Source organism: Winogradskyella helgolandensis (genome assembly GCF_013404085.1).
Lineage (GTDB): Bacteria > Bacteroidota > Bacteroidia > Flavobacteriales > Flavobacteriaceae > Winogradskyella > Winogradskyella helgolandensis.
This window is the reverse complement of sequence record NZ_JABFHO010000001.1, coordinates 211,539-235,709: the sequence shown is the minus strand read 5'-3', so window position 1 is coordinate 235,709 and position 24,171 is coordinate 211,539. Positions and strand designations below refer to the sequence as shown.

14 protein-coding genes and 1 riboswitch are annotated in these 24,171 nt (G+C 34.0%); of the genes, 5 read left to right on the top strand and 9 right to left on the bottom strand.

Going from position 1 to position 24,171, the window contains the following annotated elements; translation table 11 throughout:
- Nucleotides 1-2: 2 nt before the first annotated feature.
- The 7 genes from HM992_RS00815 to HM992_RS00785 all read right to left on the bottom strand — a co-directional run bounded on the left by HM992_RS00815 (nucleotide 3) and on the right by HM992_RS00785 (nucleotide 14,438).
- Nucleotides 3-5,006, bottom strand: coding sequence for a translocation/assembly module TamB domain-containing protein (locus HM992_RS00815; protein WP_229720422.1), 5,004 nt, complete (start codon nucleotides 5,004-5,006; stop codon nucleotides 3-5).
- Nucleotides 5,007-5,273: 267 nt separating this feature from the next.
- Nucleotides 5,274-8,231: a DUF6493 family protein gene (locus tag HM992_RS00810; RefSeq protein WP_179318169.1), complete on the bottom strand. Its 2,958-nt coding sequence runs from the start codon at nucleotides 8,229-8,231 to the stop codon at nucleotides 5,274-5,276.
- 1 nt (nucleotide 8,232) lies between these two features.
- Nucleotides 8,233-9,579 carry an SWIM zinc finger family protein gene (locus tag HM992_RS00805; RefSeq protein ID WP_179318167.1) on the bottom strand — a complete coding sequence of 449 codons (1,347 nt, stop codon included), beginning with the start codon at nucleotides 9,577-9,579 and terminating at the stop codon, nucleotides 8,233-8,235.
- A 93-nt stretch (nucleotides 9,580-9,672) separates the two neighbouring features.
- On the bottom strand, nucleotides 9,673-10,680 hold the full coding sequence (locus HM992_RS00800) for an alpha/beta fold hydrolase (RefSeq protein ID WP_179318165.1): 1,008 nt from the start codon (nucleotides 10,678-10,680) through the stop codon (nucleotides 9,673-9,675).
- A gap of 9 nt (nucleotides 10,681-10,689) precedes the next feature.
- Nucleotides 10,690-11,142 carry an OsmC family protein gene (locus HM992_RS00795; protein ID WP_178983328.1) on the bottom strand — a complete coding sequence of 151 codons (453 nt, stop codon included), beginning with the start codon at nucleotides 11,140-11,142 and terminating at the stop codon, nucleotides 10,690-10,692.
- An 80-nt stretch (nucleotides 11,143-11,222) separates the two neighbouring features.
- Entirely contained in the window at nucleotides 11,223-12,521 is a 1,299-nt protein-coding gene (locus HM992_RS00790) for an O-acetylhomoserine aminocarboxypropyltransferase/cysteine synthase family protein (RefSeq protein WP_179318163.1), read from the bottom strand.
- A 143-nt stretch (nucleotides 12,522-12,664) separates the two neighbouring features.
- Nucleotides 12,665-12,788, bottom strand: a riboswitch (SAM riboswitch).
- 102 nt (nucleotides 12,789-12,890) lie between these two features.
- Nucleotides 12,891-14,438, bottom strand: coding sequence for a hypothetical protein (locus tag HM992_RS00785; protein ID WP_178986819.1), 1,548 nt, complete (start codon nucleotides 14,436-14,438; stop codon nucleotides 12,891-12,893).
- Between the two features lie 147 nt (nucleotides 14,439-14,585).
- On the opposite strand from HM992_RS00785, the gene HM992_RS00780 reads away from it, so the two are divergent.
- From HM992_RS00780 to HM992_RS00760, 5 genes are read left to right on the top strand one after another with little or no spacing between them, the layout of a single operon-like run.
- The gene (locus HM992_RS00780) at nucleotides 14,586-15,761 is read left to right on the top strand and encodes a 2-isopropylmalate synthase (RefSeq protein ID WP_178983330.1); all 1,176 of its coding nucleotides are present in this window, start codon (nucleotides 14,586-14,588) and stop codon (nucleotides 15,759-15,761) included.
- Between the two features lie 5 nt (nucleotides 15,762-15,766).
- Complete coding sequence (gene leuC / locus HM992_RS00775) at nucleotides 15,767-17,149, top strand: 3-isopropylmalate dehydratase large subunit (RefSeq protein WP_178983331.1); 1,383 nt, start codon at nucleotides 15,767-15,769, stop codon at nucleotides 17,147-17,149.
- Nucleotides 17,149-17,739, top strand: coding sequence for a 3-isopropylmalate dehydratase small subunit (gene leuD / locus HM992_RS00770; protein ID WP_178983332.1), 591 nt, complete (start codon nucleotides 17,149-17,151; stop codon nucleotides 17,737-17,739). Before leuC ends, leuD begins: the two co-directional genes overlap by 1 nt.
- A gap of 44 nt (nucleotides 17,740-17,783) precedes the next feature.
- Nucleotides 17,784-18,902, top strand: a complete 1,119-nt coding sequence (gene leuB / locus HM992_RS00765; protein WP_178983333.1) for a 3-isopropylmalate dehydrogenase — start codon at nucleotides 17,784-17,786, stop codon at nucleotides 18,900-18,902.
- A gap of 9 nt (nucleotides 18,903-18,911) precedes the next feature.
- On the top strand, nucleotides 18,912-21,491 hold the full coding sequence (locus HM992_RS00760) for a phosphoenolpyruvate carboxylase (RefSeq protein WP_179318162.1): 2,580 nt from the start codon (nucleotides 18,912-18,914) through the stop codon (nucleotides 21,489-21,491).
- Between the two features lie 176 nt (nucleotides 21,492-21,667).
- Here the strand turns inward: HM992_RS00760 and HM992_RS00755 are convergent, their stop codons facing one another.
- Complete coding sequence (locus tag HM992_RS00755) at nucleotides 21,668-22,963, bottom strand: ammonium transporter (protein ID WP_394354055.1); 1,296 nt, start codon at nucleotides 22,961-22,963, stop codon at nucleotides 21,668-21,670.
- A gap of 30 nt (nucleotides 22,964-22,993) precedes the next feature.
- Entirely contained in the window at nucleotides 22,994-24,013 is a 1,020-nt protein-coding gene (locus tag HM992_RS00750) for an outer membrane beta-barrel protein (protein ID WP_178983336.1), read from the bottom strand.
- Nucleotides 24,014-24,171 lie beyond the last annotated feature (158 nt).

The window sequence follows — 24,171 nt, the reverse complement described above, 5'->3', positions numbered from 1 at the left end:
ATTTAATTTGTTTTCTGTTCCATGCTTTCGTCCGTAGCTTCTTGCTTTTCTTGAGTAACGTCCTCAGCTTCGGATGCTGCTTCTTTCTCTTTCTTAGAACGCAAAATAGCATCCCAAAGTTCGTTAAATTGGTTAAATTCTTTAGTAAATATTAAGCTAATACCACTGACTATTGTTTGACCATCAATGACATTTTCAAATTCACTTTTTCTAAAGCCTTTTAATCGGTACCTACCATCTTCTGTTAAGGCATATTCTAAACTTACATTACCAATGATAGGTGTTTCTTCATCAGTGCTGCTGCTACCTTGTATGTCCACATCACTACCAACACTCACGGTTAATCTGTCGTTAAACAATTTTTTCTTTGCCGCAATTTCTAATTCTGTACGGTCTGTTGGTGAATCGCCTTGATAATCAGTGTAGCTGTTCAATCCAAAATCGAGTTCAATACCAGAACGGCCTAAAAGTTTGTCTGAAAACGCATTAAGTTGGTCAGAAACCGCATCATTTAAATTGTCTCTTGCTATGGTTGCAAAACCACCATCACTACCATCGCTGCCAGAATCTGGGTAGAATCGATTAAGGACTAATAAAGAAAAGACTTGTCGATTCAGTTCACCTTCTTGTTGGTTCACTTGTTGCACTCTACTATACACTTGTCCGCTTACTGCGCCTTGTTCTTCTTCTGGCATATCTAAACCAAAGGAAATTTTAGGCTGCAAAAGTTCCCCGTCAATATTAAGATACACATTAAAGGGTAAAACTTCTTGGTATTTACTTTTTACAGAAGAATCTGCACCAGAAATTTGAGAGGCCATCAGTCCATATGCTGAGGTTTCTAAGTTGTAAATAGCGCGTACATCAAGTTTAGCATCAAATGGATCACCAGACCAAGTAACACGACTGCCTTGCGCAATTAAAAATTTTCGATTAACTAAATTGTAAAGATTGAGTTCGTAATGCCCTTCTGAAATTTCATAAGCACCAGTTAATGTAATTCTGCCGTTTGGTTTCATGGTAAAAACAAAATCGCCTTCACCCGAAATTTTAAAATTATCTCCAGTTTCTTCATCTATAATTATAGTAACGGCAGCATTTTTACCGACGTTAAATAAGGCCGAAATATCAAAGCCTTTTATTGTTGCCGTTTGTTCTTCTGTTTGGGTGAGAATAGCATCTCTATTTTCTCGATTTACAAATACAACCACACCATCACGTTCTTCAACACTAGCAACAGAAGATGGTAACACGTAGGTGAAATCGGTATCAGAACCTAAGGTGAGTTTTGCATCTAATTTAGGGATTTGTAAATCTCCAGTAAGTTTTGCATTAGCATCAAAAGTCACTTTGCCGTAAAATTCTTCGTTGTCTTCTTTAGTGGCATTTAAGACTTGAAAATTTTTAGTTTTTACAGTTAAATCGAATGTTGGATTGATAAAACTTTCGGTGCCAACGTTTCCTGAAAGCACCAAGGCATTATCATTTTCATCACGAATGGTAAAATCTTTCATAGAAAGACCACTGTTGTTAATGTTTAGTTTTTCATTGGCCATGCTAAACTTTGAGTTGAGTTTAGCGATGTTGAAACTTGCATTATTAAATGTGAGATACCCATCGTATTGTGGATCTGCTGTGGTACCTGTTACTTTAAAAGCACCAGAGAAACTACCTTCAGAATTTTTAACTTCACCTTGAGATAAGGTGTTCAGCGCTTTTATTTTGAATTCATTGATGTCAAAATCAAGATCGAGATTCGCTATGTTGTTTGTCACTGTATAATCTCCGGTGAGATCAAAATCAATATCACCACCTTTTAATCCAGCATTAAAAGCATAACTATTTGCGCCAAGAGAATTCCCGTTAATGCTCAAAGTACCTAAATCCGTTTGCAGTGCATAGAAGTCTTTAATGCTTAGGTCGGCAATGATTCCTGCGTTTTCAAAAGGATCTTCAAGAACAAAATTACCATTTAATTTTCCAGTGGCTAATTCGGCTTTTGGACTTAAATAGTTGAAAAATTCATTGATGTCATAATTTTCAAATATAATAGCAATATGCTTCTTAGCGATGTTTTCTAATGTATCAGTGAGTTCTATAGATTGATTGTTCTTTGTAATCTTGAAGTCATTAAATTCCAAATTTTTCTCTGTTAGAATCACTTCATTGCCAGATGGGACGATCCATTTTTCTTTGTTGAGAATTAAACTATCAGGATTCACTGTAAATCGTAATTGATCTCGACTGCCTGTGATTTTAGTATTGACATTCATTAAGGTTTCTTCCTCGTGATAGCCTGAAAAATTGAGGGCTAATTCATGATCGGTTTGTTTACCTGTAATCACCGTTTTCGGAACGTCTAAAGGACCAATATTCACATTATTAAAACCAAAATTAAAGTTGAAGTTTTCTGGGTCTGTATCCATTGAAAAGGCGAGACTATCTAAGGTGTTTCCACTATAATTAAGATGTGGTGCCGTGATATTTGCTTTAAAAATTCGTGCTTTTTCATTAAAATCAACGGCAATATCAATCGTATCCAAATCTTTTACATTAACCAAAAACACATCATTTAGTAAAGACGATTCAGCAATTTTGCCTTCAAGTTTTAAGTTTACAGAATCTGAAATGGTATCTGATACAGTTTCATCTCTATAAAAATAGCTTAGTACATGTCTTTGTATCGCTTTGCTAAATGTTTGAGGATTGGCGTTAGACTGTAAATTTAAATCTATAATTTTATTTTGAAGCGATACAGATGTGGTGTCGTTATCTACATGGGCAACGGCATCTAAATCACCAATTAAATAGGTTCTATTGTCATAAACGACAACACCATCATTCATTTTCGCACTCGCGTCATAGCGCTCTCCATTACCTTTAAAATTGGCATTAATATGCATAGCCGTTTTAACATTACGCTGCATTACACCAAGTGCTTCTAAGTTGGCACCTATAACATTGAGATCTACTTTAATCTCGGGATTTATAGAATCTAAAACGACGTAAGCTTCTAAAGTTGCGTTGAGGTTATCGTCTTTATATTTTGAGTTAATGTTGCCTGCTCCGTTGACAATATCTCCGCTAATAATAAGATCTTTAATGTCATAGTTGTTCAGTTGAAATTCAGAAATTTTTGCGTCTAAATTAGCATTAAGTGTGTTGATGGTATTACCACTTCCTTGCGATGTAATAGAAAGACTTAATGCGCCCAATTGTGGGTTATTTAGTAATTCATTTATTTTATAGTCGTCAATGCTAATATTAGCGTTAAAAGCAATTAATTCTGCGTTTTTATAATTCCCATTAACGGTCGCGATTCCTTGTGTTGTCGTTAATTTGGCTTTAGTTGAAATGTCCTTAAGATTCCCTTTAAATTGTGCTACAAACTTTACATCTTTCGGTAAGCTAACTCCCAAATCTTTTTCACTGACAAACTGAATTAAATCCGATTGTTTTGTAATTGCTGAAAACTGTGGAATATTAAAGGCTAGTGTTTCTGTGTCTGTTATATTTTGAAGTGTTCCGTTGGTGGAAATTCGTGTTGAATTTCCCCAATTAAGCTCGGCTTTATTTAATTTTATTGAAGCTAAAGTTCCTGAGGCATTAAGGTTTCCTAAAACGAGTTTTTTACTTAATTTATTAAGGTATTCGTTCTTTTTTAAATCGGGTTGAAATTTGAATATCTCTGTTAGTGAAAATTGAAAAGACGGTAAGTTTAAGTTGACTTTAGTGGTTTCAGGTGACTCAATTAAATTTGAAAGTGATTGATACTCTAAATGAGCGTAACCTGAAATGGAATTGTTATTTAACTTGAATTTTAAATCATCCAATTGCAGGTTTTGATCTGTAGCATCAAAATTGACAGCCAGCTGATTTAAATTTAATCCTGAAGCTTCATTAAAATTAAGCTGCTCTAAATTTAGGCTTGCGTTTTTATCTTTTAATAAAATGTCCTTCGCTTGAAGCGTGAAATTTGACAGTGCAATCGCATCAGGATTGAATACGTCTTTTGTCGGTTTTGCATTGCCTACACGATAATCGATGGTGTTGTTTTCAAAATCAATAGCAGCAACATTAACTTTTAGTTGAGGCCATTCAAAAGTATTGTTATTTGTTGTTGAATCTTCAGTAACGTCATCTATTTTTGATGCTAAACCATCAATTTCAGCTTCGGTTGTTAAGCTGATTCTAGAATTTTTCAGTGTTATTTTTCCAAGACTAAAATCACTTTCAGCCAAATTGATATAAGGTGATCGTGTTTCAAATTCTGAAATATCAACATCTGCAATTAATCGATCGGGTTGCGATTCGTAATAAGCAACCACATTATTGAACGTTATGTTTTCAAAAGCTAATTTTGGTAATGGAGCGTCAGAGGATGTGGTGTCAATGGTAGCAGGCTTTTGTATGAATTTAATGTTAGCGTTAGTCAACTCTATATCTGAAGCCTCAAAAATCATGTCTTCAATATTGGTGGTTTCCAAATCGGCTTTCAATTTACCAATTTTAAATCTCGACTCGATGCCTGCAACCGCATCATCAAACACAATATCGAAATTATTGAAATTTAAGTTGCCAATTACAAGGTTCAATGGAGTAGACGTGGTGTCTGTTTCAACGGTTGTTGTGTCTGTTGTGGCAAAAGCATCAATTAAGAACTGAAAATTATAACCTGTAATACTATCTTTTCTAATAATATTGGCACGTAAGCCATCCCAATCTAAAGCATCTACACCGACACCTTCTCCACGTATCATTTTCCATAATGGTATATTGGCTTCTAGTGATTTAGAGTAGACTAGAGTATCACCCTTAATGTCTTCGAGATACAGGCCATCGAGTTGCACATCGCCATCAAATGTGATAAAAAGCTTTTCTATGGCCACTTTAGTTCCTGTTTTATCAGCGACGAAATTGACAGCTTTATCAACGATAATGGATTGTCCCCAAGGACTGCGAACAAAAAGAATTACCAAAAATAAAAACACAAGAACTCCTAGCAAAACGCGTAGGGTTCTGCGCAACCAACGAAATTTTCGTTTTCGTGGTGTTTGGGGTGCTGTGTCTTCTGTTTTATTCAATACGTAAAAATATACGAGTAAAAGTATTACAATTGTCGTTATTGCTAAGAATATTAACGCTCACACGTTTATTTTTAACTAAAATTGAAGGGTTAATAAAGCTAATGTATATTTAGGTGGTTGTGTTAATTATTTGAACGTCATAGCTATAATTAAATTTCTCGAAATATTTGGAGTGTTTTAACCCACTTATTTAATATCTAATATTTTTTTAATCACTGGTTTTACGGAAGGTACGTTTTGCCATTTAAGTAATTTTTCTTTTGTTGAATCTTCAAGTTCAGTTGCATTAGAACTGTGTTTAAGTTCTAGTACAATCTCTAATAATTTTTTACTGCCACGAATAGGAATGTCATTCATTTCTTTGATAGCAGAATTTAAAAGTTGAAACAAAAAGGCATTATGTGTTTTAGAAATATTGAATAAACTATGAGTTAATAAATCCGTGAATCTTTTTAATGGAGCGTATTCACCAGTTTCTAGTCGTCCAATAAAACTTCCTAATAAATTGTTATCTAATGTGGCTTCGTAATTTGCTTTAATCCAAATTTCAGCCGCCAATTCTCGCGATATTTTATCACTACATAAAAGGCCTGTAGCTAAAAATAGATAAGCACCTTCATTATAATCTGATCGATTCCAAATGTTATATAAACCTTTTAGCAAATTAATCATGTTCTTTTTGCTCGATTCATCCCAAAACGTTGATACTTTTAAGTTGTAATGCACCACCTGACTTAATAACATACTTGGGTTATTTGGAGATAAATACAAGAATTTAATATCGTCGTGAGGCTGAATGGTCGTATAGTATTTCTGTTTTTTGAAATACATAAAACTGTAAATGCTTTTTATTTTGACGGTGTTTTTACCGAATTTAAAAATTCCTTTCAGATTATCTAACAGTGATTCAGGTCCTTTTTTCTGAACATGAAAATCATGAAGTTTTAACTCTTTCTTTATGGTTTTCTTTCGGATTTGTTTTTGCGAAGGGTAATCGTATTCCAAATAATAATGATCTCTTAGTTTACAATCCCAAGTGTAATTCCCTATCTCTTTTCTTAGATTGGTTGAAAGCTTATTTTGAAAATAATCGAGTTCATTTTTATTGTTTTTTATGAGTACAGATTGTAACCATAATTCAGGTTGAGTGAGTTTAACACCTTCAAGTTTAATGAAATTAAAATGGTATTTGAGTACTTGTCTAAGTTCAAAATCTGTGATGAGTTCAATCTGATTTGAAATATTTTCAGGATTATAATTAAATGGTAATCTACTTATGGCTATTTGAAAATCATAAAGGATAATGGTTTCGCTCTGTTTTTCGTAAGCTACTATTCGTTCAATTAATGTTGTTGGGTCTATCCAACAAGGTGCATGTGTGGGTTTAGAAAGTAAATCTAAAGTTGCATTTTTTTGAATAAACGATTTAGATTGTATAAACAACGCATGGTGAATTTGATAAATGTAATCCGGAATGCTTTGCTGTTCTATAGGTTTTAAATTTTCCTTATGGTGACTAGAGTAGAATTTATCATCCTTAAGTTTTTGAATTTTAGATTGCTTTTTCTTTTTAAAACTGGCAAGTTCAATGGGGAACCGTTTTATTAGAATTTCAGAAAAATCATTGATATAATAGGCAGCTTCATGTTCTAGATTTCCTATTTGGCTATTCCAATCATAACTTAAAGACAAATCTAAAGCGCGTTTAAAAATCGGTTCTAGTTTTTCAACATTCGTTTTGTCTAAAAGTACATTGAGTTTTGGTAAATAACTTAGCAATAAATCGATATGGTAGACCTCGTTATTATCAATTGCCTGACTCACAAAAAAGATGAGCTCGTCAAACGTGTTATAGGTTTCAATTTTATTATCGTTAGCTAAAACGTTAGTGAGTTCTATGGTTTCAGGTTCCTCTATATTGCCGTTTTGCTCTGTTTCAGCAACGAGGTAATCTTTTAGTAAGTCTTTAGAATTATGCAATAAATTATCTGCATACATGCTAATTTCATCTACTAATTCTTCATTCTTAGGCTTGCCATATTTTTCAATAATCTTAGCGGCTCTTATCTGTATTTTTTCATCGACATTTATTAAAGCTTCTGTGGCTTTTAAGCACACTGAATTTTGCAACGTTTTATGAGTTTTTGCAATTTTATCTAAAATCATTAATGTGGAAGTTACCACAGATTTTGTTTCAGAATTTAAAAGTATTGATGCATTTTCTATGAAAATAGCATGCTTAAAATTTTTGTGAGTTGCGGCAACTTTAAAATATTTTAAAACGGAATTAACCACTTTAGAATGTGGCGAGTTCAGTGCCGCAAAAAAGGCATCTTGTAAACTTAGAATTTCCTCTAAAGTTGGATTTAGTTTTAATAATAATTCGGCAAACCAACCGCTTAATGTTTTATTAAATCCTTTTGTTGAGGTGTGTAGTGTGGCTGTTAAGACTTTGCGTCTATCAAGCTTTTCGGTTGCTGTTAAATTTACAAACGTGTCAATCCAAATGTCATTGCCTCCTTTGTAATTATCTAAGTGTAAATAATTGTAATAGTTATTGATTCCAGATGCTTCTTCAAATAAAAACCAGATATGTAGGTCTAAAGTTGCTTTGTGTTTTAGTAAAACTTCAGGTTTGTAAATACTTTTGTTGACGTTGTTTTTCCATGAACTTTCTACGATGGCATTAGGTAATCTAGCAAGTATTAAGGCTTGTGAAGGTTCAAATAATTCTTTTTGGTATAAGTCCATGAGTTTCTCATAAGTTAAATCCCAAGGCATTTCGTCATTTATTAAGTCGCCAAACCACTTGGGTTTATACCAAGGAATGATGTTCTTGAGATAATCGTTACTTATAGAAAGTTTACTCACCTGAAAAAATGCTTTTTTAGTATCTGTTTTGTTGAAACACACATAGCAAGCTTTGTCTACAATATCCATTTTAGCTTGTGAATGCACAGGCTTTGATGAATAAGACACTCCCCATTTTGTCTTGTCATGAATATCATAACGCTCAAAAATTTTCGTTCTCAATGTTTTGAGAAAAGGAACAAGTTCACGTTTTTGAGAGGGTGTTAAGGTTTTTAAAAGTGGAATTATATCTCCTTCTTTTTCTACAATAGCTTCAATTTGTTGGCTTAGCATATTAGTTGTCTTTTGCTTTTTTCTTTACGGCTAAAATATGTTTGCAAGCTCCACGCTCGCCTTGATTTTTACTAAACCATGTACACGTACATTTTTGTGTATCTCCTTTTATGATAACATAATGTTGAACCCCAGAACCTTCAACTCTAGCCTCAATTTCATTGTCTTTTTTTAATATAATTTCAACTTTACCCTCTAAAAGTAATTTTTCAGCACCTTTAAGTCGTGGGTTTAAAGACATAATTCTATCTAATTTAAAAGGTAGTCGTCGGTAAAAGAAACCGTTGTTTTCTAGATCGTAACCTAATAATCCCATGGCTGATAGTTTGGTCGCTAGCTTATCGATTTTAGACACATCAATATGTTCTTCAAAAGACATTAAGGTAGGATTGAAGGTTTGATTGGTATAAGAATAATTGTCGAAAGCTTTAATTAAATTTTCAGGAAGATCTTCTATTAAAGATTCTAAAGCCGCTCCTTCGCCAGAAAAACCGCGCCAAAAATCTCTTGAAACTGAAAACACAAAATTTAAGTCGTTAAAACACAAAATGAAAGTCACTGATTGCATATCCTTTTGAGGATAGATTTTCATCTCATTAATTAAAGGAATTAAAGGCTGTAATAATTTTAAACGATGAATACCTCCAATGCAAACGGCAGAATTCGATTTTAAAGGGCTGAACAAATATTTGTTGCCGCGTTTAATTAAAAAATAATCGGTTTTAACTTTGCCGTTAGGAATGGTTTTAAATAATTGAAGTGCCTGAATTCTATTTAAGGTGAGCGCATAATCTGATTCTGAAAAATAATGTTGAACGGTTGTTAAGCCTTTAATCCATTTGCTTGGTAAAGGTACTTTGCGCTCTATAAAACTTTCACCTTCTTTATGAAAACCGACTTCTTTTTCTCCAACAGACAAAACGAGGTCGTCGTTCTTCTTTATTTTTCCTAATTCGGAAATTAAGGGAGTGTTGAAATCTACGTTGGTGGTTCCGTTTTCAATAAATTCACCATCTTGTCCGTTTTCTAAAACATCAACTCTAGCATAAACACCAGCACAATGCGAAAAACCTTCGAATCGAATTTGATTGTTTCCAGCAGTGACAATTGGATCTTTTAATAAAGCTAATTGAAAAGGTGACAGATTAAAACTGGATTGTACGGTATTGGAAAGCGTGATTAAACAGCGTGATAATTCGTAAGGGTTATTCAGTTTTCCCCAGAAAAAACAAGGTGAATTGCCTTTTTCTACTTCGTTAAACTTTGAGAGTAATAAATTTTCTTTTCCTTTTGTAGATGTTATGCTCGATTGGGAATTGTATTTATAACTTAAAGTCTCTGAAGCCATGTTTTTGTTTTAAATATACTAAAATCCATGGTCTAAAAATTAAAAAAGCCGAACTTGTCGTTCGGCTTTTTATTAAAAAACAGTAGAGTTGGTTTAGGCAACTTGCTGTTCTAGCTTTTCTTTTTCTTTTAATTGCGTTGAAAAAATAGGTTTTAAAAAACGTGCCAATTGATCAAATTCTATTAAAAAGGCATCGTGGCCATGAACGGATTTAATTTCATGTATATTAACGTTGTCTTTTAATGCTTTTAAGTCTACATAAGTATTCCAGTTTTCATCTGCCTTAAAAAACAAGTCCGAATTAATCGTGATGATGTGGATGTCTCCTTTAATTTTTGAAGCCACTTCTAAAAAATCAGTTCTGTTTCTCGTGATATCTATAGTTCGTAAAATCTGATTCATCAATTTATAAGCGGCAACTTGAAAACGATTTTCTAGTGCATTACCATGGTAACTCAACCAAGATTCAATGTTGTAAAGTGAATTGCTTTTTTTAGTGCGTTCAAATTTTTGAGTTAATGATTCAGGTGTACGATATAGGGTCATAGCATGCATCCTCGCATCTTTTAATGGTTGTGAGGAGTTGTTCAAAATAGCATCTTGAATATGGCAATTAGCAATTACCCAATCCGTCGATTTCCAATCAGTCGCAATAGGAATTAAATGTTGAATTAGTTGTGGTTTTAAAGCTGCCAATTCCCATGCAATACCACCACCAACTGAACCTCCAATTACAGCGAATAAGTTCTCAATCTTTAATTGTTCTAAGGCTAATGCAAATAGTTGTGCTATGTCTCTTGCTGTAAAATCTTTATAATTTTCAATAATATGTTCAGCAATATTATCATAGCCGTTACCAAGGATATTGAATGCTAAAATGGTGTATTCATTTGTGTCTATGCATTTGTTTTTACCTATAATATCATTCCACCAACCGTTGTCGCCAATCACGTTAGAATTACCAGTAAGGGCGTGGTTGACTAAAATTATGGGAGCAGAATGTAGCGTTTTGCCAAAAGTTTGGTAAGACAATTTAGGGATTATTGTCTTACCGCTTTCAGTAACATAATTATTTAGGGTTATGTAGTGTAAGTGTGCCATTACAAATTTTTATATAGCCGTATATTCTTTTTCTACGGAAATTTTTAAAGGTGTTATATTCTGTAAATTATCTTTTACAGGACAGCGTTCTTCCACAATTTGAAGCCATTTTGTTAAGACTTCAATACTAGCGTCAGTCTCTGGAACGAGGTTGAGGTTAATCGTTTTAAAACCTGCACGTTCTTTAGTAGAGGTACCTAAGAATCGATCAGGATTTAATTCACCTGTCACTTCAATCTTTAAATTTTTAATTGTGAAGCCTAATTCTTTGGCTACTAGATGTCCAACAACATTTGCACAGCCAGCAAAGCCTGCTAAAATGTATTCTACCGGATTGGCATCTTCATCTGTGCCTCCTAAGGCTTCAGGTTCGTCTACAACTAAAGTAAATTGTCTTGTTTTTCCTATAAATTGAGTTGCAGAAGCACTGTCGCCTACAACTGAGAATTTTAAATCACTCATTGATTCGTCTGTTTTAGTTTTTGAAAATTTAAAGTAGACACCTTCATTACAAAGGCATCTACTTCGCTATTAATTAAATTTTAATTCTGAAGTGCTTTTTTCTGCTTTACAACAGCAAAAGCTTCTTTTAAATCATCTTTTAAATCTTCAATATTTTCAATACCTACAGATAAACGAATTAAATCTTTAGTAACTCCTGTGGTTTCTTGCGCTTCATCACTTAATTGTTGATGCGTAGTACTTGCAGGATGTATGATAAGAGATTTTGTGTCTCCAATATTAGCTAACAATGAGAATAATTTGGTAGTGTCTGCAATAGTTTTAGCAGCTTCGTAGCCACCGTCAACACCAAAAGTTACCACTCCACTTTGACCTTTTGGCAAGTATTTTTTAGCTAATGCATTATACTTGCTAGATTCTAGCCCTGGGTAATTTACCCATTTGACTTCAGGTTGAGATTCTAACCACGTCGCTAATTCAAGCGCATTTTCACTATGTTTTAGAATGCGTAATTCTAAAGTTTCTAAACCTTGAATAATTTGAAAGGCATTAAACGGACTTAAAGCTCCTCCATAATCTCGTAAACCTTCAATTCTAATTTTAGCAATAAATGCAGCTGGTCCTATAGCTTCGCTGTACACTAAACCATGGTAACCTGCAGATGGTTCTGTGAACTCAGGGAATTTTCCGTTGGTCCAGTCAAAGGTACCTGCATCAATGATAATACCTCCAAGTGATGTTCCGTTACCAGTAATATATTTTGTTAAAGAATGGATTACGATGTTTGCTCCGTGTGCAATCGGATTTAATAAATAAGGAGTTGCTACTGTATTGTCTACAATTAAAGGTACTTTGTAAGATTTCGCTTCTTTAGAAATCGCTTCAAGATCTAAAACATCTAACTTAGGGTTTCCTAAAGATTCTACGAAAAAGGCTCTTGTGTTTTCTTGGGCTGCTTTTGCAAATTCTTCAGGGTTAGAAGCATCAACAAATGTTGTAGTAATACCGTGTCTTGGTAACGTTACACTCAATAGATTGTACGTTCCTCCATACAAACTGCTCGATGCCACAATATGGTCTCCAGCTCTTAAAAGTGTTAAAAGCGTAGTGGAAATTGCTGCAGTACCAGATGCTGTGGCAACGGCTGCGATACCACCTTCTAGAGCTGCTAGTCGCTGCTCTAAAATGTCGTTTGTAGGATTGTTTAAACGTGTGTAAATAAAACCAGGAACAGAAAGGTTAAATCGTCCTGCGGCTTCATCAGAATCTTTAAAAACATACGATGATGTTTGGTAAATAGGAACAGCTCTTGTTCCTGAGGTTTGTGTTGTGTCGTGACCTGCGTGCAACGCTTGTGTTGCGAATTTTTGTGTACTCATTTTTCTAAGTTTTTGAGTTAATAAATGATTAAACCAAAAGCCAAATAAGCCTCTTTGTTCCTTGACCGTAGTCGAAGAGTGAAGCGTACTTAATAGAAAAATATTAAAAAGAAAATGCTAATTACAGATGGGTAATTAGTCTTGAGTTATCTATCCAATTTTTCGATTAATGAATCAAATAATTAAGTAGAATTTAGCACCTTCATAGTAAATCTAAGGGTTGCTAAGGCTTCATAGGGTCATTCCCTCCGCCTTTCTTGATAACATTTCAGTAAGTGTTTGAACTTTGTGAGCACAAATATTGCAATACAAAAACTACAATTCCAAATAAATTGTCAATTTTATGAGTTTTTTGTGAAATTCGTAAGATTACGAGCTTTTCTTTGCTAAATACTTGGTTTGAATAATTTCGCCAACCGGTTTGTTTTCAATTTTACTCTCTAGCCAAGAAATAATATCTAAGTATAAAAATGCGCGTCGCTCGTATGGATGATCTTCAAAAGTCTTCAATGTTTTGTGCAATTCTTTAAACGCATTTTTAAGATCGTGTGGGTAAATATCTTGAAGACCTCTAATGAATTTTATCATTTCCTTTTGCACTTCGTGAAGGTCATTCATTTTAATTAAAAATTTATACGTGCTTCGTAAAAGGGTTTCTAAATGATAATCTAAACCGGCTTCATAATGTGCTACAAGATTTAAAACTCGTGAAAAACAGAGTAAATCTTCGCGCATGCTAAGTGTTTTGTTTGAGATAATTTTATCCAAATATTTTATACACGCTTTATTGTTGCCAGCTCCAAATTGTAGACTCGCAAATTTATAATAAAATATCATTTTGTGATGAGGGTCAATTCTATTACTAAACGGAATTAAAGCTTTTTCAATTTTAGGAATTAAGTCTAATCCTTCTTCAAAACTTCCATCAATAAAGTGTTGGTTTATGCTATGAAAGTTAGTGTAAAGGAAAACTAATGAGGCTACATTTTCATCTTGAGGAAAACTTGTTTTGTTGACGGTCACTTCAAATTCTGAAAATTTCTCTAAGAATTTTGGTTTGTTTCCAATAAAAAATAAGGCTTCTAAAAGGTAGTTATTGCCTTTTAAAAAGAATACCGGATTCAGATTAATCATGCTTGGATTTTGGTAAAATAAATCCACCCATTTTGAAGCATATTTATAACAATTCAAAAAGTCTTGAAGCAAAAAACTTTGCCATAAATTAGCCTTGTATAGCCATAATTTTTCACGAAATCCTAATTTTTCAATTTTAACTTTTGGAACATGTTTGTTAAAATAATTAATAACCATTTCAGCTTCTTTCTCATTTCGTATATAGCCGGTTTTTAGAATGGTACTGTAGAGTTGTAGTGATAAATTAGAGAGTTTACTCGCTATAACATTGAGTGAGCTTAACTCTTTTGCTTGTACGGCTAATTCATCTGCACGCGTACTAATGCTTCGTGTAATGTACTGAGATTCAATCACCTTTTCGAGTTCAACAATTTCAAAAGCTGAATTTTTTTCTTCATTTGCAATGGCTAATTCTTTGGCTTTATCTAAGATTTTTAGACTTTGCTTGTATAGGCCTTTGTGATATAAAATAGAAGCAAAATCTAGTTGTTCTCTAATTTGTAATCTTACATTTTGATGTGATGGGTTAAGTTTTAAGCTTATTAAAACTTGTTTATATAGGTGTGCTTTGACATTTGCAAGTTGCTGTTTTTTTACAATCCCACTTTTTATAATTGCAGCTTCATTGTACGTTTTTGATTTGTCTAAAAGATTGAAAAGTTTTAAGAATTTTGAATCCGAATTTACGCCAAGTCTCCCTACATAAAGTTTGAATTGTCGTTTTTCAGACTTTGTCAATGACTTTATGAGTGAAAATAAATTATCTTTTTGGTCTTTAGTTATCAATGTAAAATAGATTTATAAACCTGTTAATCAAGAATTTAAAATACATTTTGGCGACTGAACATCGTAAAGTTACACTATTAACGAAGTTCAAGATAATTTCAAAACATATATTCGTTAGACAATACTATAAATATATTTTGATATATGTCAAATAACAACATACAAATCTTTGATACAACACTTCGCGATGGAGAACAAGTTCCGGGTTGTAAACTGAATTCTGAACAAAAAGTCGTCATTGCGGAACAGTTAGATCTGCTAGGGGTTGATGTCATTGAAGCTGGGTTTCCAGTATCTAGTCCAGGTGATTTTAAATCTGTAGAAGCGATTTCGAAAATTGTTAAAAATGCTACCGTTTGTGGTCTAACAAGAGCTGTAGAAAATGATATAAAAGTGGCTGCGGAATCTTTAAAGTACGCTAAGAGGGGTAGAATTCATACCGGAATTGGAACTTCAGATTCTCATATTCTTCATAAATTCAAATCAAACAGAGAAGCCATTATTGAGCGTGCCTTTGAAGCTGTAAAATATGCTAAGTCATTTGTTGAGGATGTTGAGTTTTATGCTGAAGATGCAGGAAGAACAGAAAATGAATATCTAGCAAGAGTTTGTGAAGCTGCTATTAGAGCAGGAGCAACAGTATTAAATATTCCTGATACAACAGGGTATTGCTTGCCAAGTGAATATGGTGCAAAAATCAAGTACTTAAAAGAAAATGTAAAAGGTATTGAAAAGGCTATTTTGTCTTGCCATTGCCATAATGATTTAGGTTTAGCAACAGCAAATTCAATTGAGGGTGTTATTAGCGGAGCTCGTCAAATTGAATGCACAATCAACGGAATTGGAGAGCGCGCAGGCAACACAGCTTTAGAAGAAGTAGTGATGGTATTAAAACAACATCCTTACCTAAATTTAGATACAAATATTAATACGTCTATGTTATACGGAATGAGCCAATTGGTAAGTGATAGCATGGGAATTTATACACAGCCTAACAAGGCGATAGTTGGAGCTAATGCTTTTGCGCATAGTTCTGGAATTCATCAGGATGGGGTGATTAAAAATAGAGCAACCTACGAAATAATTGATCCAAAAGATGTTGGTGTTACAGAGTCGGCAATTGTGCTAACTGCAAGAAGTGGACGAGCAGCTTTGGCTTATAGAGCTAAAAATGTAGGTTACGAACTTACCAAATTACAGTTAGATGATGTGTATGCTAACTTTTTAAGTTTTGCAGACCGAAAGAAAGAAATCAATGATAATGATATTCATCAAATTATAGAAACGAGTAATGTGTATCAACAAATAATTTCAGCATAAGATAGATGAGTAAAACATTATTTGATAAAGTTTGGGATTCGCATGTGGTCAGTAGTATAGAAAATGGACCACAAATATTATATATAGATAAACACTTAATACATGAGGTAACAAGTCCACAGGCTTTTAATGAATTAGAAGAACGTGGAATTCCTGTTTTTAGACCTAATCAGATTGTGGCGACAGCAGATCACAACACACCGACGTTAAATCAAGATCAGCCTATTAAAGATGCATTGTCTAGGAATCAATTAGAGCAATTATCTGAAAATTGCAAAAAAAATAACATAACATTATACGAATTAGGGCATAAATATAATGGTATTGTGCATGTAATGGCTCCTGAGTTAGGAGTGACGCAGCCAGGCCTAACCATGGTTTGTGGCGATAGTCATACATCTACACATGGCGCATTTGGAGCTATTGCTTTTGGAATTGGCACAAGTCAGGTGGCACAAGTTTTTGCGAGTCAATGTTTGTTGCTCACCAAACCTAAAAGTTTAAGAGTAACGGTTAATGGTAAATTGAAGAATGGTGTTTTGCCAAAAGATGTTATTCTTTACATTATTTCAAAATTAGGAACCAATTCTGGTACGGGATATTTCTGTGAATATGCAGGAAATGTTTTCGAAGACATGAGTATGGAAGGTCGAATGACAGTTTGTAACATGAGTATCGAAATGGGAGCACGAGGAGGAATGATTGCACCAGATGAAACGACTTTTGAATATGTAAAAGGAAGAGAATTTGCACCTGAAGGTGATGCGTTTGAAAAGAAAGTAGCCTATTGGAAAACGTTACCTACAGACGATGATGCTACATTTGATAAAGAATATAGCTTCGATGCAGAGGATATAGAACCAATGATTACTTACGGAACTAATCCAGGTATGGGAATTAAAATTTCTGAATCTATTCCTGTTGATGAAAATCCGTCATTTAAAAAATCATTGGCATATATGAATTTTGAAGCTGGTGAAAGCTTAATCAATAAGCCTATTAATTTTGTGTTTATAGGAAGTTGTACTAATTCTAGAATTGAAGATTTTAGAGTTGCAGCAGATTATATAAAAGGAAAGAAAAAAGCTGAAAATGTGACTGCTTGGTTAGTGCCAGGAAGTAAACAGGTTGAAGCTCAAATAATAGAAGAGGGTTTAAAAACTATTTTTGATGATGCAGGATTTGAATTACGTCAACCAGGTTGTTCAGCATGTTTAGCTATGAATGATGATAAGATTCCTCAAGGGGAATATTGTGTGTCTACGTCCAACAGGAATTTTGAAGGTCGCCAAGGACAAGGTTCACGTACTATTTTAGCAAGTCCTTTAGTAGCAGCAGCAACTGCAGTAGAAGGTAAAATTATAGATATTTCAAAGCAATTAAATTAATGGAAAAGTTTACAACATTACAATCTAGAGCCATTCCATTGAATATAGAGAATGTAGATACGGACCAAATAATACCTGCACGTTTTTTAAAAGCAACAGATAGAAAAGGATTTGGTGACAATGTATTCAGAGATTGGAGATATCATAAAGATGGAACAGTAAATGCAGATTTTGTTTTAAATGATTCAAAATATTCAGGGAGTATTTTAGTTGCTGGAGATAACTTTGGTTGCGGATCTAGTAGAGAGCATGCGGCTTGGGCCATTACAGATTTTGGATTTAAAGTGGTAGTGTCTAGTTTTTTTGCTGACATATTTAAAGGTAATGCTTTAAATAACGGATTGTTACCAGTGCAGGTTTCACCAGTATTTTTAAGTGACTTAATGCAAGAAATTGTGTCTAATCCACAAACGGAATTAGTGGTGGATCTCGAAAAACAGACCATTTCGGTAAAAGATTCAGAATTATCTGAAGATTTTGAAATTGATGCCTATAAAAAAACCTGTATGATCAATGGCTACGATGATATTGATTACCTTGTAAATAATAAAGAACAAATAGAGGCTTTTGAAGCTCATAAAATATACTAATTAACTAAACCTAAGGTTTCCGTTTATCCGGAAACGATTTTTTGATGAAATTAAATATAGCAGTTTTACCAGGTGATGGTATTGGTCCAGAAGTAACAAATCAAGCGATAAAGGCTTTGAAAGCAATTGCTTCAGAATTTAATCACAATTTTAAATTTACAACGGCAGATGTTGGTGCTGTTGCCATAGATAACCATAACGATGCTTTGCCAGATCAAACATTAGATTTATGTAAAAAAACTGATGCCATTTTATTTGGTGCCATTGGGCATCCTAAATATGATAATGATCCTTCTGCAAAAGTACGTCCAGAGCAAGGTCTGCTTAAGTTGCGTAAAGAGTTAGGTTTATATGCAAACATCAGACCAGTAAAAGCTTATAAAACCTTATTGGATAAATCGCCATTAAAGAAACATATCATTCAAGGTACAGATATTGCTATTTATAGAGAATTGACTGGCGGTATTTATTTTGGGGAAAAGCAATTGTCTGAAGATGGTAATTATGCTTCAGATTTATGTGCTTATTCTCGCGAAGAAATAGAACGTATTGCGCATTTGGCTTTCGTTGCTGCAGAGCATAGAGAGCATAAGGTGACTTTAATTGATAAAGCTAATGTTTTAGAAACTTCTAGACTTTGGAGAAAAGTAGTAAAAGAAGTTGCTGAGCAATATCCAGATGTGACACTTGATTTCTTGTTTGTAGATAATGCAGCCATGCAAATGATTTTAAATCCAAAGCAATTTGATGTTATTTTAACGGAAAATATGTTTGGAGATATTATTAGTGATGAAGCCAGTGTTATTGGTGGCTCTATAGGATTATTAGCTTCAGCTTCAGTTGGAGACAAATATGCGATGTTTGAGCCTATTCATGGTTCGTACCCTCAGGCTGCTGATAAAGGCATTGCAAATCCGATTGCATCAATTTTATCTGCGGCTATGTTGTTGAGTCATTTTGAGTTACATAATGAAGCCGAATTAATTAGGTTAGCTGTAGAAAAATCATTAAAATTAAACATTACAACACCAGATATAAATTCGGTGGTAAATACAGTGACAACCTCTAATGTTGGTGATTTTATTGAAGATTTTATTTACAATCCAAAAGATACGAATCTCAATTTTAAGAATATCCACTTAGGGCAATCCACAATAATATAATTTAAGATAATGCCCACACAACCAAAATTAACTCGATTTAATCAAAACGTATTGTCAAAGTATCAGATATACAATAGTATATTTATGACGTTACCTTTTGATGCCGTTACAAAAACAGGAGCGCTTTTGCCGTTATTTCACGAAACTTGTCAAAAAGGATTCGCAAATAAAGATAACCCGACGGCAATTGTCGATTCGTTTTTTAATAAATACCAAGCTAGACGTTCGTCCGAAAGTCAGATAAATTTGTTATTTCGATTTATTCAGTATATCGAAAGACAAGTCGTTTTATTTGATGCTATTGAAGATGCTGCTTTTCCTATTGTAAATAATATGGATGGTATCGGAACGTTGCGAAGTTTGAAAGAAACTGTTTCTGCTGACAATAAGTTGGAAACACTTCAGAAATATTTAGAAGAATTTAAAGTAAGAATTGTTCTAACAGCACACCCAACACAGTTTTATCCTGGTTCTGTTTTAGGAATTATTACCGATTTAACGGAAGCTATTCGTGAAAATGATTTATTACGAATTAATGATTTGTTAGCGCAATTAGGAAAAACACCATTCTTTAAACACGAAAAACCATCGCCTTTTGATGAAGCTGTAAGTTTAATATGGTATTTAGAAAATGTGTTTTATAAATCATTTGGAACCATTTACGATTATATTCAACAGAATATTTTTGACGGCAAACAAATTGACAACGATATTATTAATATCGGGTTTTGGCCAGGTGGAGATAGAGATGGTAACCCGTTTGTTACACCAGAAATTACGTTGAAAGTTGCAGGTCGCTTACGACTTTCAATTATTAAGAATTACTATAGAAACGTAAGACAATTAAAACGGAAATTAACATTTCAGGGTGTTGAAGATCGCATGGGTAATTTGGAGCGTGAGCTTTACAATATAATCACCAACGAAGGATCTGATTTAACTTTAGAGTATTTTGTGTCAGAATTAAAAGCTGTTAAGCAAATAATTATAGATAAGCATCAGTCCTTGTATGTGGATGAGCTCAATAGTCTTATTAATAAAACGCACTTGTTCGGATTTCATTTTGCGAATTTAGATATCAGACAAGATAGCCGTAAACACGAGCAGTTTTTTAGTGATATGGTGAATGCGTTAATAGAAAGTGGTAGCGCTATTTTTCCAAAGAATTATCACGACTTACCTGAAAATGAACAAATTAAAATACTATCTAAAGTAGAAGGTTCTGTGGATTTGGCTTTAATTAAAGACGAAGAAACGCTGATGGCTTTAGAAACTATTAAAGCTATAAAAACAATTCAAGAAACTAACGGTGAGCAAGCTGCAAACCGATACATTATTAGTAATAACCAATCAACTTTACATGTAATGCAATTGTTTGCGATGCTAAAGTTAGTTGGGTTTCATGAGGATTTAACAGTAGATATTGGGCCGTTATTTGAGACTATCACGGATTTAGAAAATGCACCAAAAGTAATGGAGGAATTATATTCTAATCCAGAATATGCAGCACATCTAAAGTCTAGAGGAAACAAGCAGACAATTATGCTTGGATTCAGTGATGGCACCAAGGATGGTGGTTATTTAATGGCAAATTGGGCGATTTACCAAGCCAAGGAAAATCTAACTAGAGTGTCTCGAGAACATGGTATTAAAGTTATTTTCTTTGATGGTCGTGGTGGACCTCCTGCTAGAGGTGGTGGGAAAACACACAATTTTTATGCGTCTTTAGGTCCAACAATAGAAGATGAAGAAGTGCAACTAACCATACAAGGTCAGACGATAAGTTCTAATTTTGGAACCTTAGAATCTGCTCAATATAACTTAGAGCAATTAATTAGTTCAGGTATTGGTAATAGTTTAAGTGATGTAGATTTGAGTATGCAGCCGGAAAACAGAGAAGTTATGACGGATTTGGCAAAGCGAAGCTATGATGCCTACGTAAACTTTAAAGCGCATCCTAAATTTATATCGTACTTAGAGCACATGAGTACTTTAAAATATTACGCTAAAACCAATATTGGTAGTCGTCCTTCTAAACGTGGTAAATCTGAAGGGTTAATTTTTGAAGATCTAAGAGCTATTCCATTTGTTGGATCTTGGAGTCAATTGAAGCAAAATGTACCAGGCTTTTTTGGAGTGGGTACAGCATTGAAACATTATGAAGATATTGGTGAGTTTGATAAAGCTCAGCATTTGTTTAAGACATCGAATTTCTTTAAAACGTTAATTGAAAATAGTATGATGTCATTGTCTAAATCGTTCTTCGATTTAACACGATATATGTCTGATGATGCTGAATACGGTGAATTCTGGAATGTGATTTATAAAGAATATGAAACTTCAAAACGTTTAATTCTTAAACTTACAGGTTATAAGGAATTAATGCAAGAAGAACCTTCTGGAAAAGCATCTATTGCCGTTAGGGAGTCAATTGTTTTACCTTTATTAACTATTCAGCAGTATGCTTTAAAGAAAATTCAAGAGCTAGAAAAAGCTGAGGTAAGAGATGAAGAGCAAATTAAAATCTTTGAAAAGATGGTAACACGATCTTTGTTTGGTAATATTAATGCGAGTCGTAATTCGGCATAAAAAGATAATTTAAGAGTATAAAAAATCCTTAGAGGTATAACTTCTAAGGATTTTTTTTGTGCAATTACTAGACTATACTAAAGCAAAAACCCTCGAAGGATAAACTTCGAAGGCTTTTATTCTAACAACTAAATTAATTATCAATTAAAACTTATATGAAAGAATTAATAGAATTATTATCTTTCTCTTTTTCCTGGGTAAGCAATTTCACCGTGCTCAGAAAGGTCAAGTCCAACTAGTTCTTCTTCTTCGCTTACGCGTAGACCCATTGTAGATTTTAATATTTTAAGAACAATAAATGATAAAACTACAGCCCATACACCATAAGCTAAAGCACCAGTAGCTTGAACACCTAATTGTGAAAATCCTCCACCATTAAATAGGCCTATTCCTGTTTCGCCATCGATTCCCCAAAGGCCAATAACAAGTGTTCCCCAAACTCCGGCAACACCATGAACAGAGGCTGCACCAATAGCATCATCAATTTTAAGTTTCTTCTCTATAATCTCTATAGAGAATACAACGATGATCCCACCAATTAGTCCAGCTAAAATGGCACCTAATGTCGACATGTTTCCGCAGCCAGCAGTAATACTTACTAAACCAGCTAAAGCTCCGTTTAAAGTTTGTGGTAGATTTGGTTTTCCGTACCAGATCCATGTCGTTATTAATGCTCCTAAACCACCTGCAGCTGCTGCTAAATTTGTAATTAAAACAACATTAGAAGCTGCGATAGAATCTGCGCCTCCCCAAGCAAGTTGAGAACCTCCATTAAAACCAAACCATCCTAACCATAAGATGAATACACCTAAGGTTGCAAGTACTTGGTTGTGTCCAGGTATTGGCATTACTTTTCCGTCTATGTATTTTCCAATTCTTGGTCCTACCATATAAGCGGCTACTAAAGCTGCCCATCCACCAACAGAGTGTACAATTGAAGATCCAGCAAAGTCAATAAATCCAAGTTCGGTTAACCAACCAGAACCTTGCCATTGCCATCCACCAGCAATAGGGTAGATTAATGCTGTCATTACGATTGAAAATATAGCATAGGTAGAATATTTAGTACGACCTGCAATAGCTCCAGATACAATAGTTGCAGCTGTAGCGGCAAACATTGTTTGGAATAATAAATCAGCTCCTTCTCCTTGCATTATACCACTCCAGAAAAACCATCCGTTTGAAGTATCTCCATACATTAAAGAATAACCAACAAACCAATAGGTTAGTGATCCTACGCAAATATCAAGTAGGTTTTTCATTGCGATATTGGCCGCGTTTTTAGAGCGTGTCATTCCTGTTTCAACAAGAGTAAAACCAGCTTGCATAAAGAATACTAGGATTGCTGAGATCAGCATCCAAAGCATTCCCATATCGCCATTTATTGCGGCAACTGCAGCTTCGACTTCAGTAGGTTCAGCAGCATCTTGTACTGCTGCTAGAGTTGGGAGTATTGTTAAAAAATTATGTATCATAATAAATGTGTTAGTTAGTGTTGTGGTTTAGAATGTGTAGATTGCAGCTAAAGTAAAAGCTTGTAAGCTACTCATATCTTCTCCGTCAGCATCAAAGAAAGCAGCATCGTTATTGCTCCAAGAGTCTAACCTTACTTCTGGCTTGATAATTAAGTTGCTGTCTACAGTATAGCTACCTGTTACAGTTAGTCCAATTACGCTTGGTAAATCATCAAAATCATCATCATGTAATGAGAAATATTCTCCTCTTATTCCAAGAGCGAAATCATCAGATAGCGAGTACTGTGGGTAAAGTGCAGCACCATAAAAACCACTCCCGTCATTATCATTATACGCAGCGTTGATTCCTAAGAATAAGGTATCATCAATATCGAATCCACCTGTGTAGTCTACTTCAAATCCTAATCCGCCATTGTTACCACTGTCATAGTATAAATTTAAATATTGACCAGAGTATCCTAATTGAGCTCCGAATGAATATTCACCTGTAGTAGAAGTGTCGTTAGTATCCCAAGGATTCATAACTGCTAACATTAAGCTAAAATCATCAGATAAAGCAAAATCAGCTTTTAAACCCATATGAGAGAAAGGTCCGCTAGAGAACAAATATGATGTGCTGTAGTTAAAGTTTGCTGCTGGTGCAATAACTTCATATCCTAAAAACGTATTAAAACGTCCCATAGTTAAAGTCGTTGTTTCAGAAACATTCCAATAAACATAAGCTTGGTTTACAATACCATCAACAATGTCGGTGTTGAATGTAGCAGCACCACCTCTTGGTCCTGTTACTAAATCAAGTACAGCACCTACTTTACCACTTTCGTAGCTCGCAATGATGTTACCCATTCCGAAAGCGAAACCGGTTTGATTTGCAAAAGCAGTTCCGAAGGCTTGTCCTGAATCATCAGAAGCATTTATCAAGGTTTGGTAGTAAGCGTCTACACTTCCTGATAATGTAAATTTCTGTTCCTTAGCAACTTCTGTAGAGTCTTGCGCTGTTAATACTACTGACATTAATAGTAAGCTTAATGTAAAAATTTTTTTCATAATAATCGATTTATAATAGTTAGTTCGTCTCAAATCTAAATAATCTTTGTTTACACCCTATAAAAAATCGGGTATAAAATGTAATTTTTATGAATATAAAGTTTTATACCCTATAATTTTTAGGGTGATTGTAAAATAAATCGATTTTTTTGGTATAT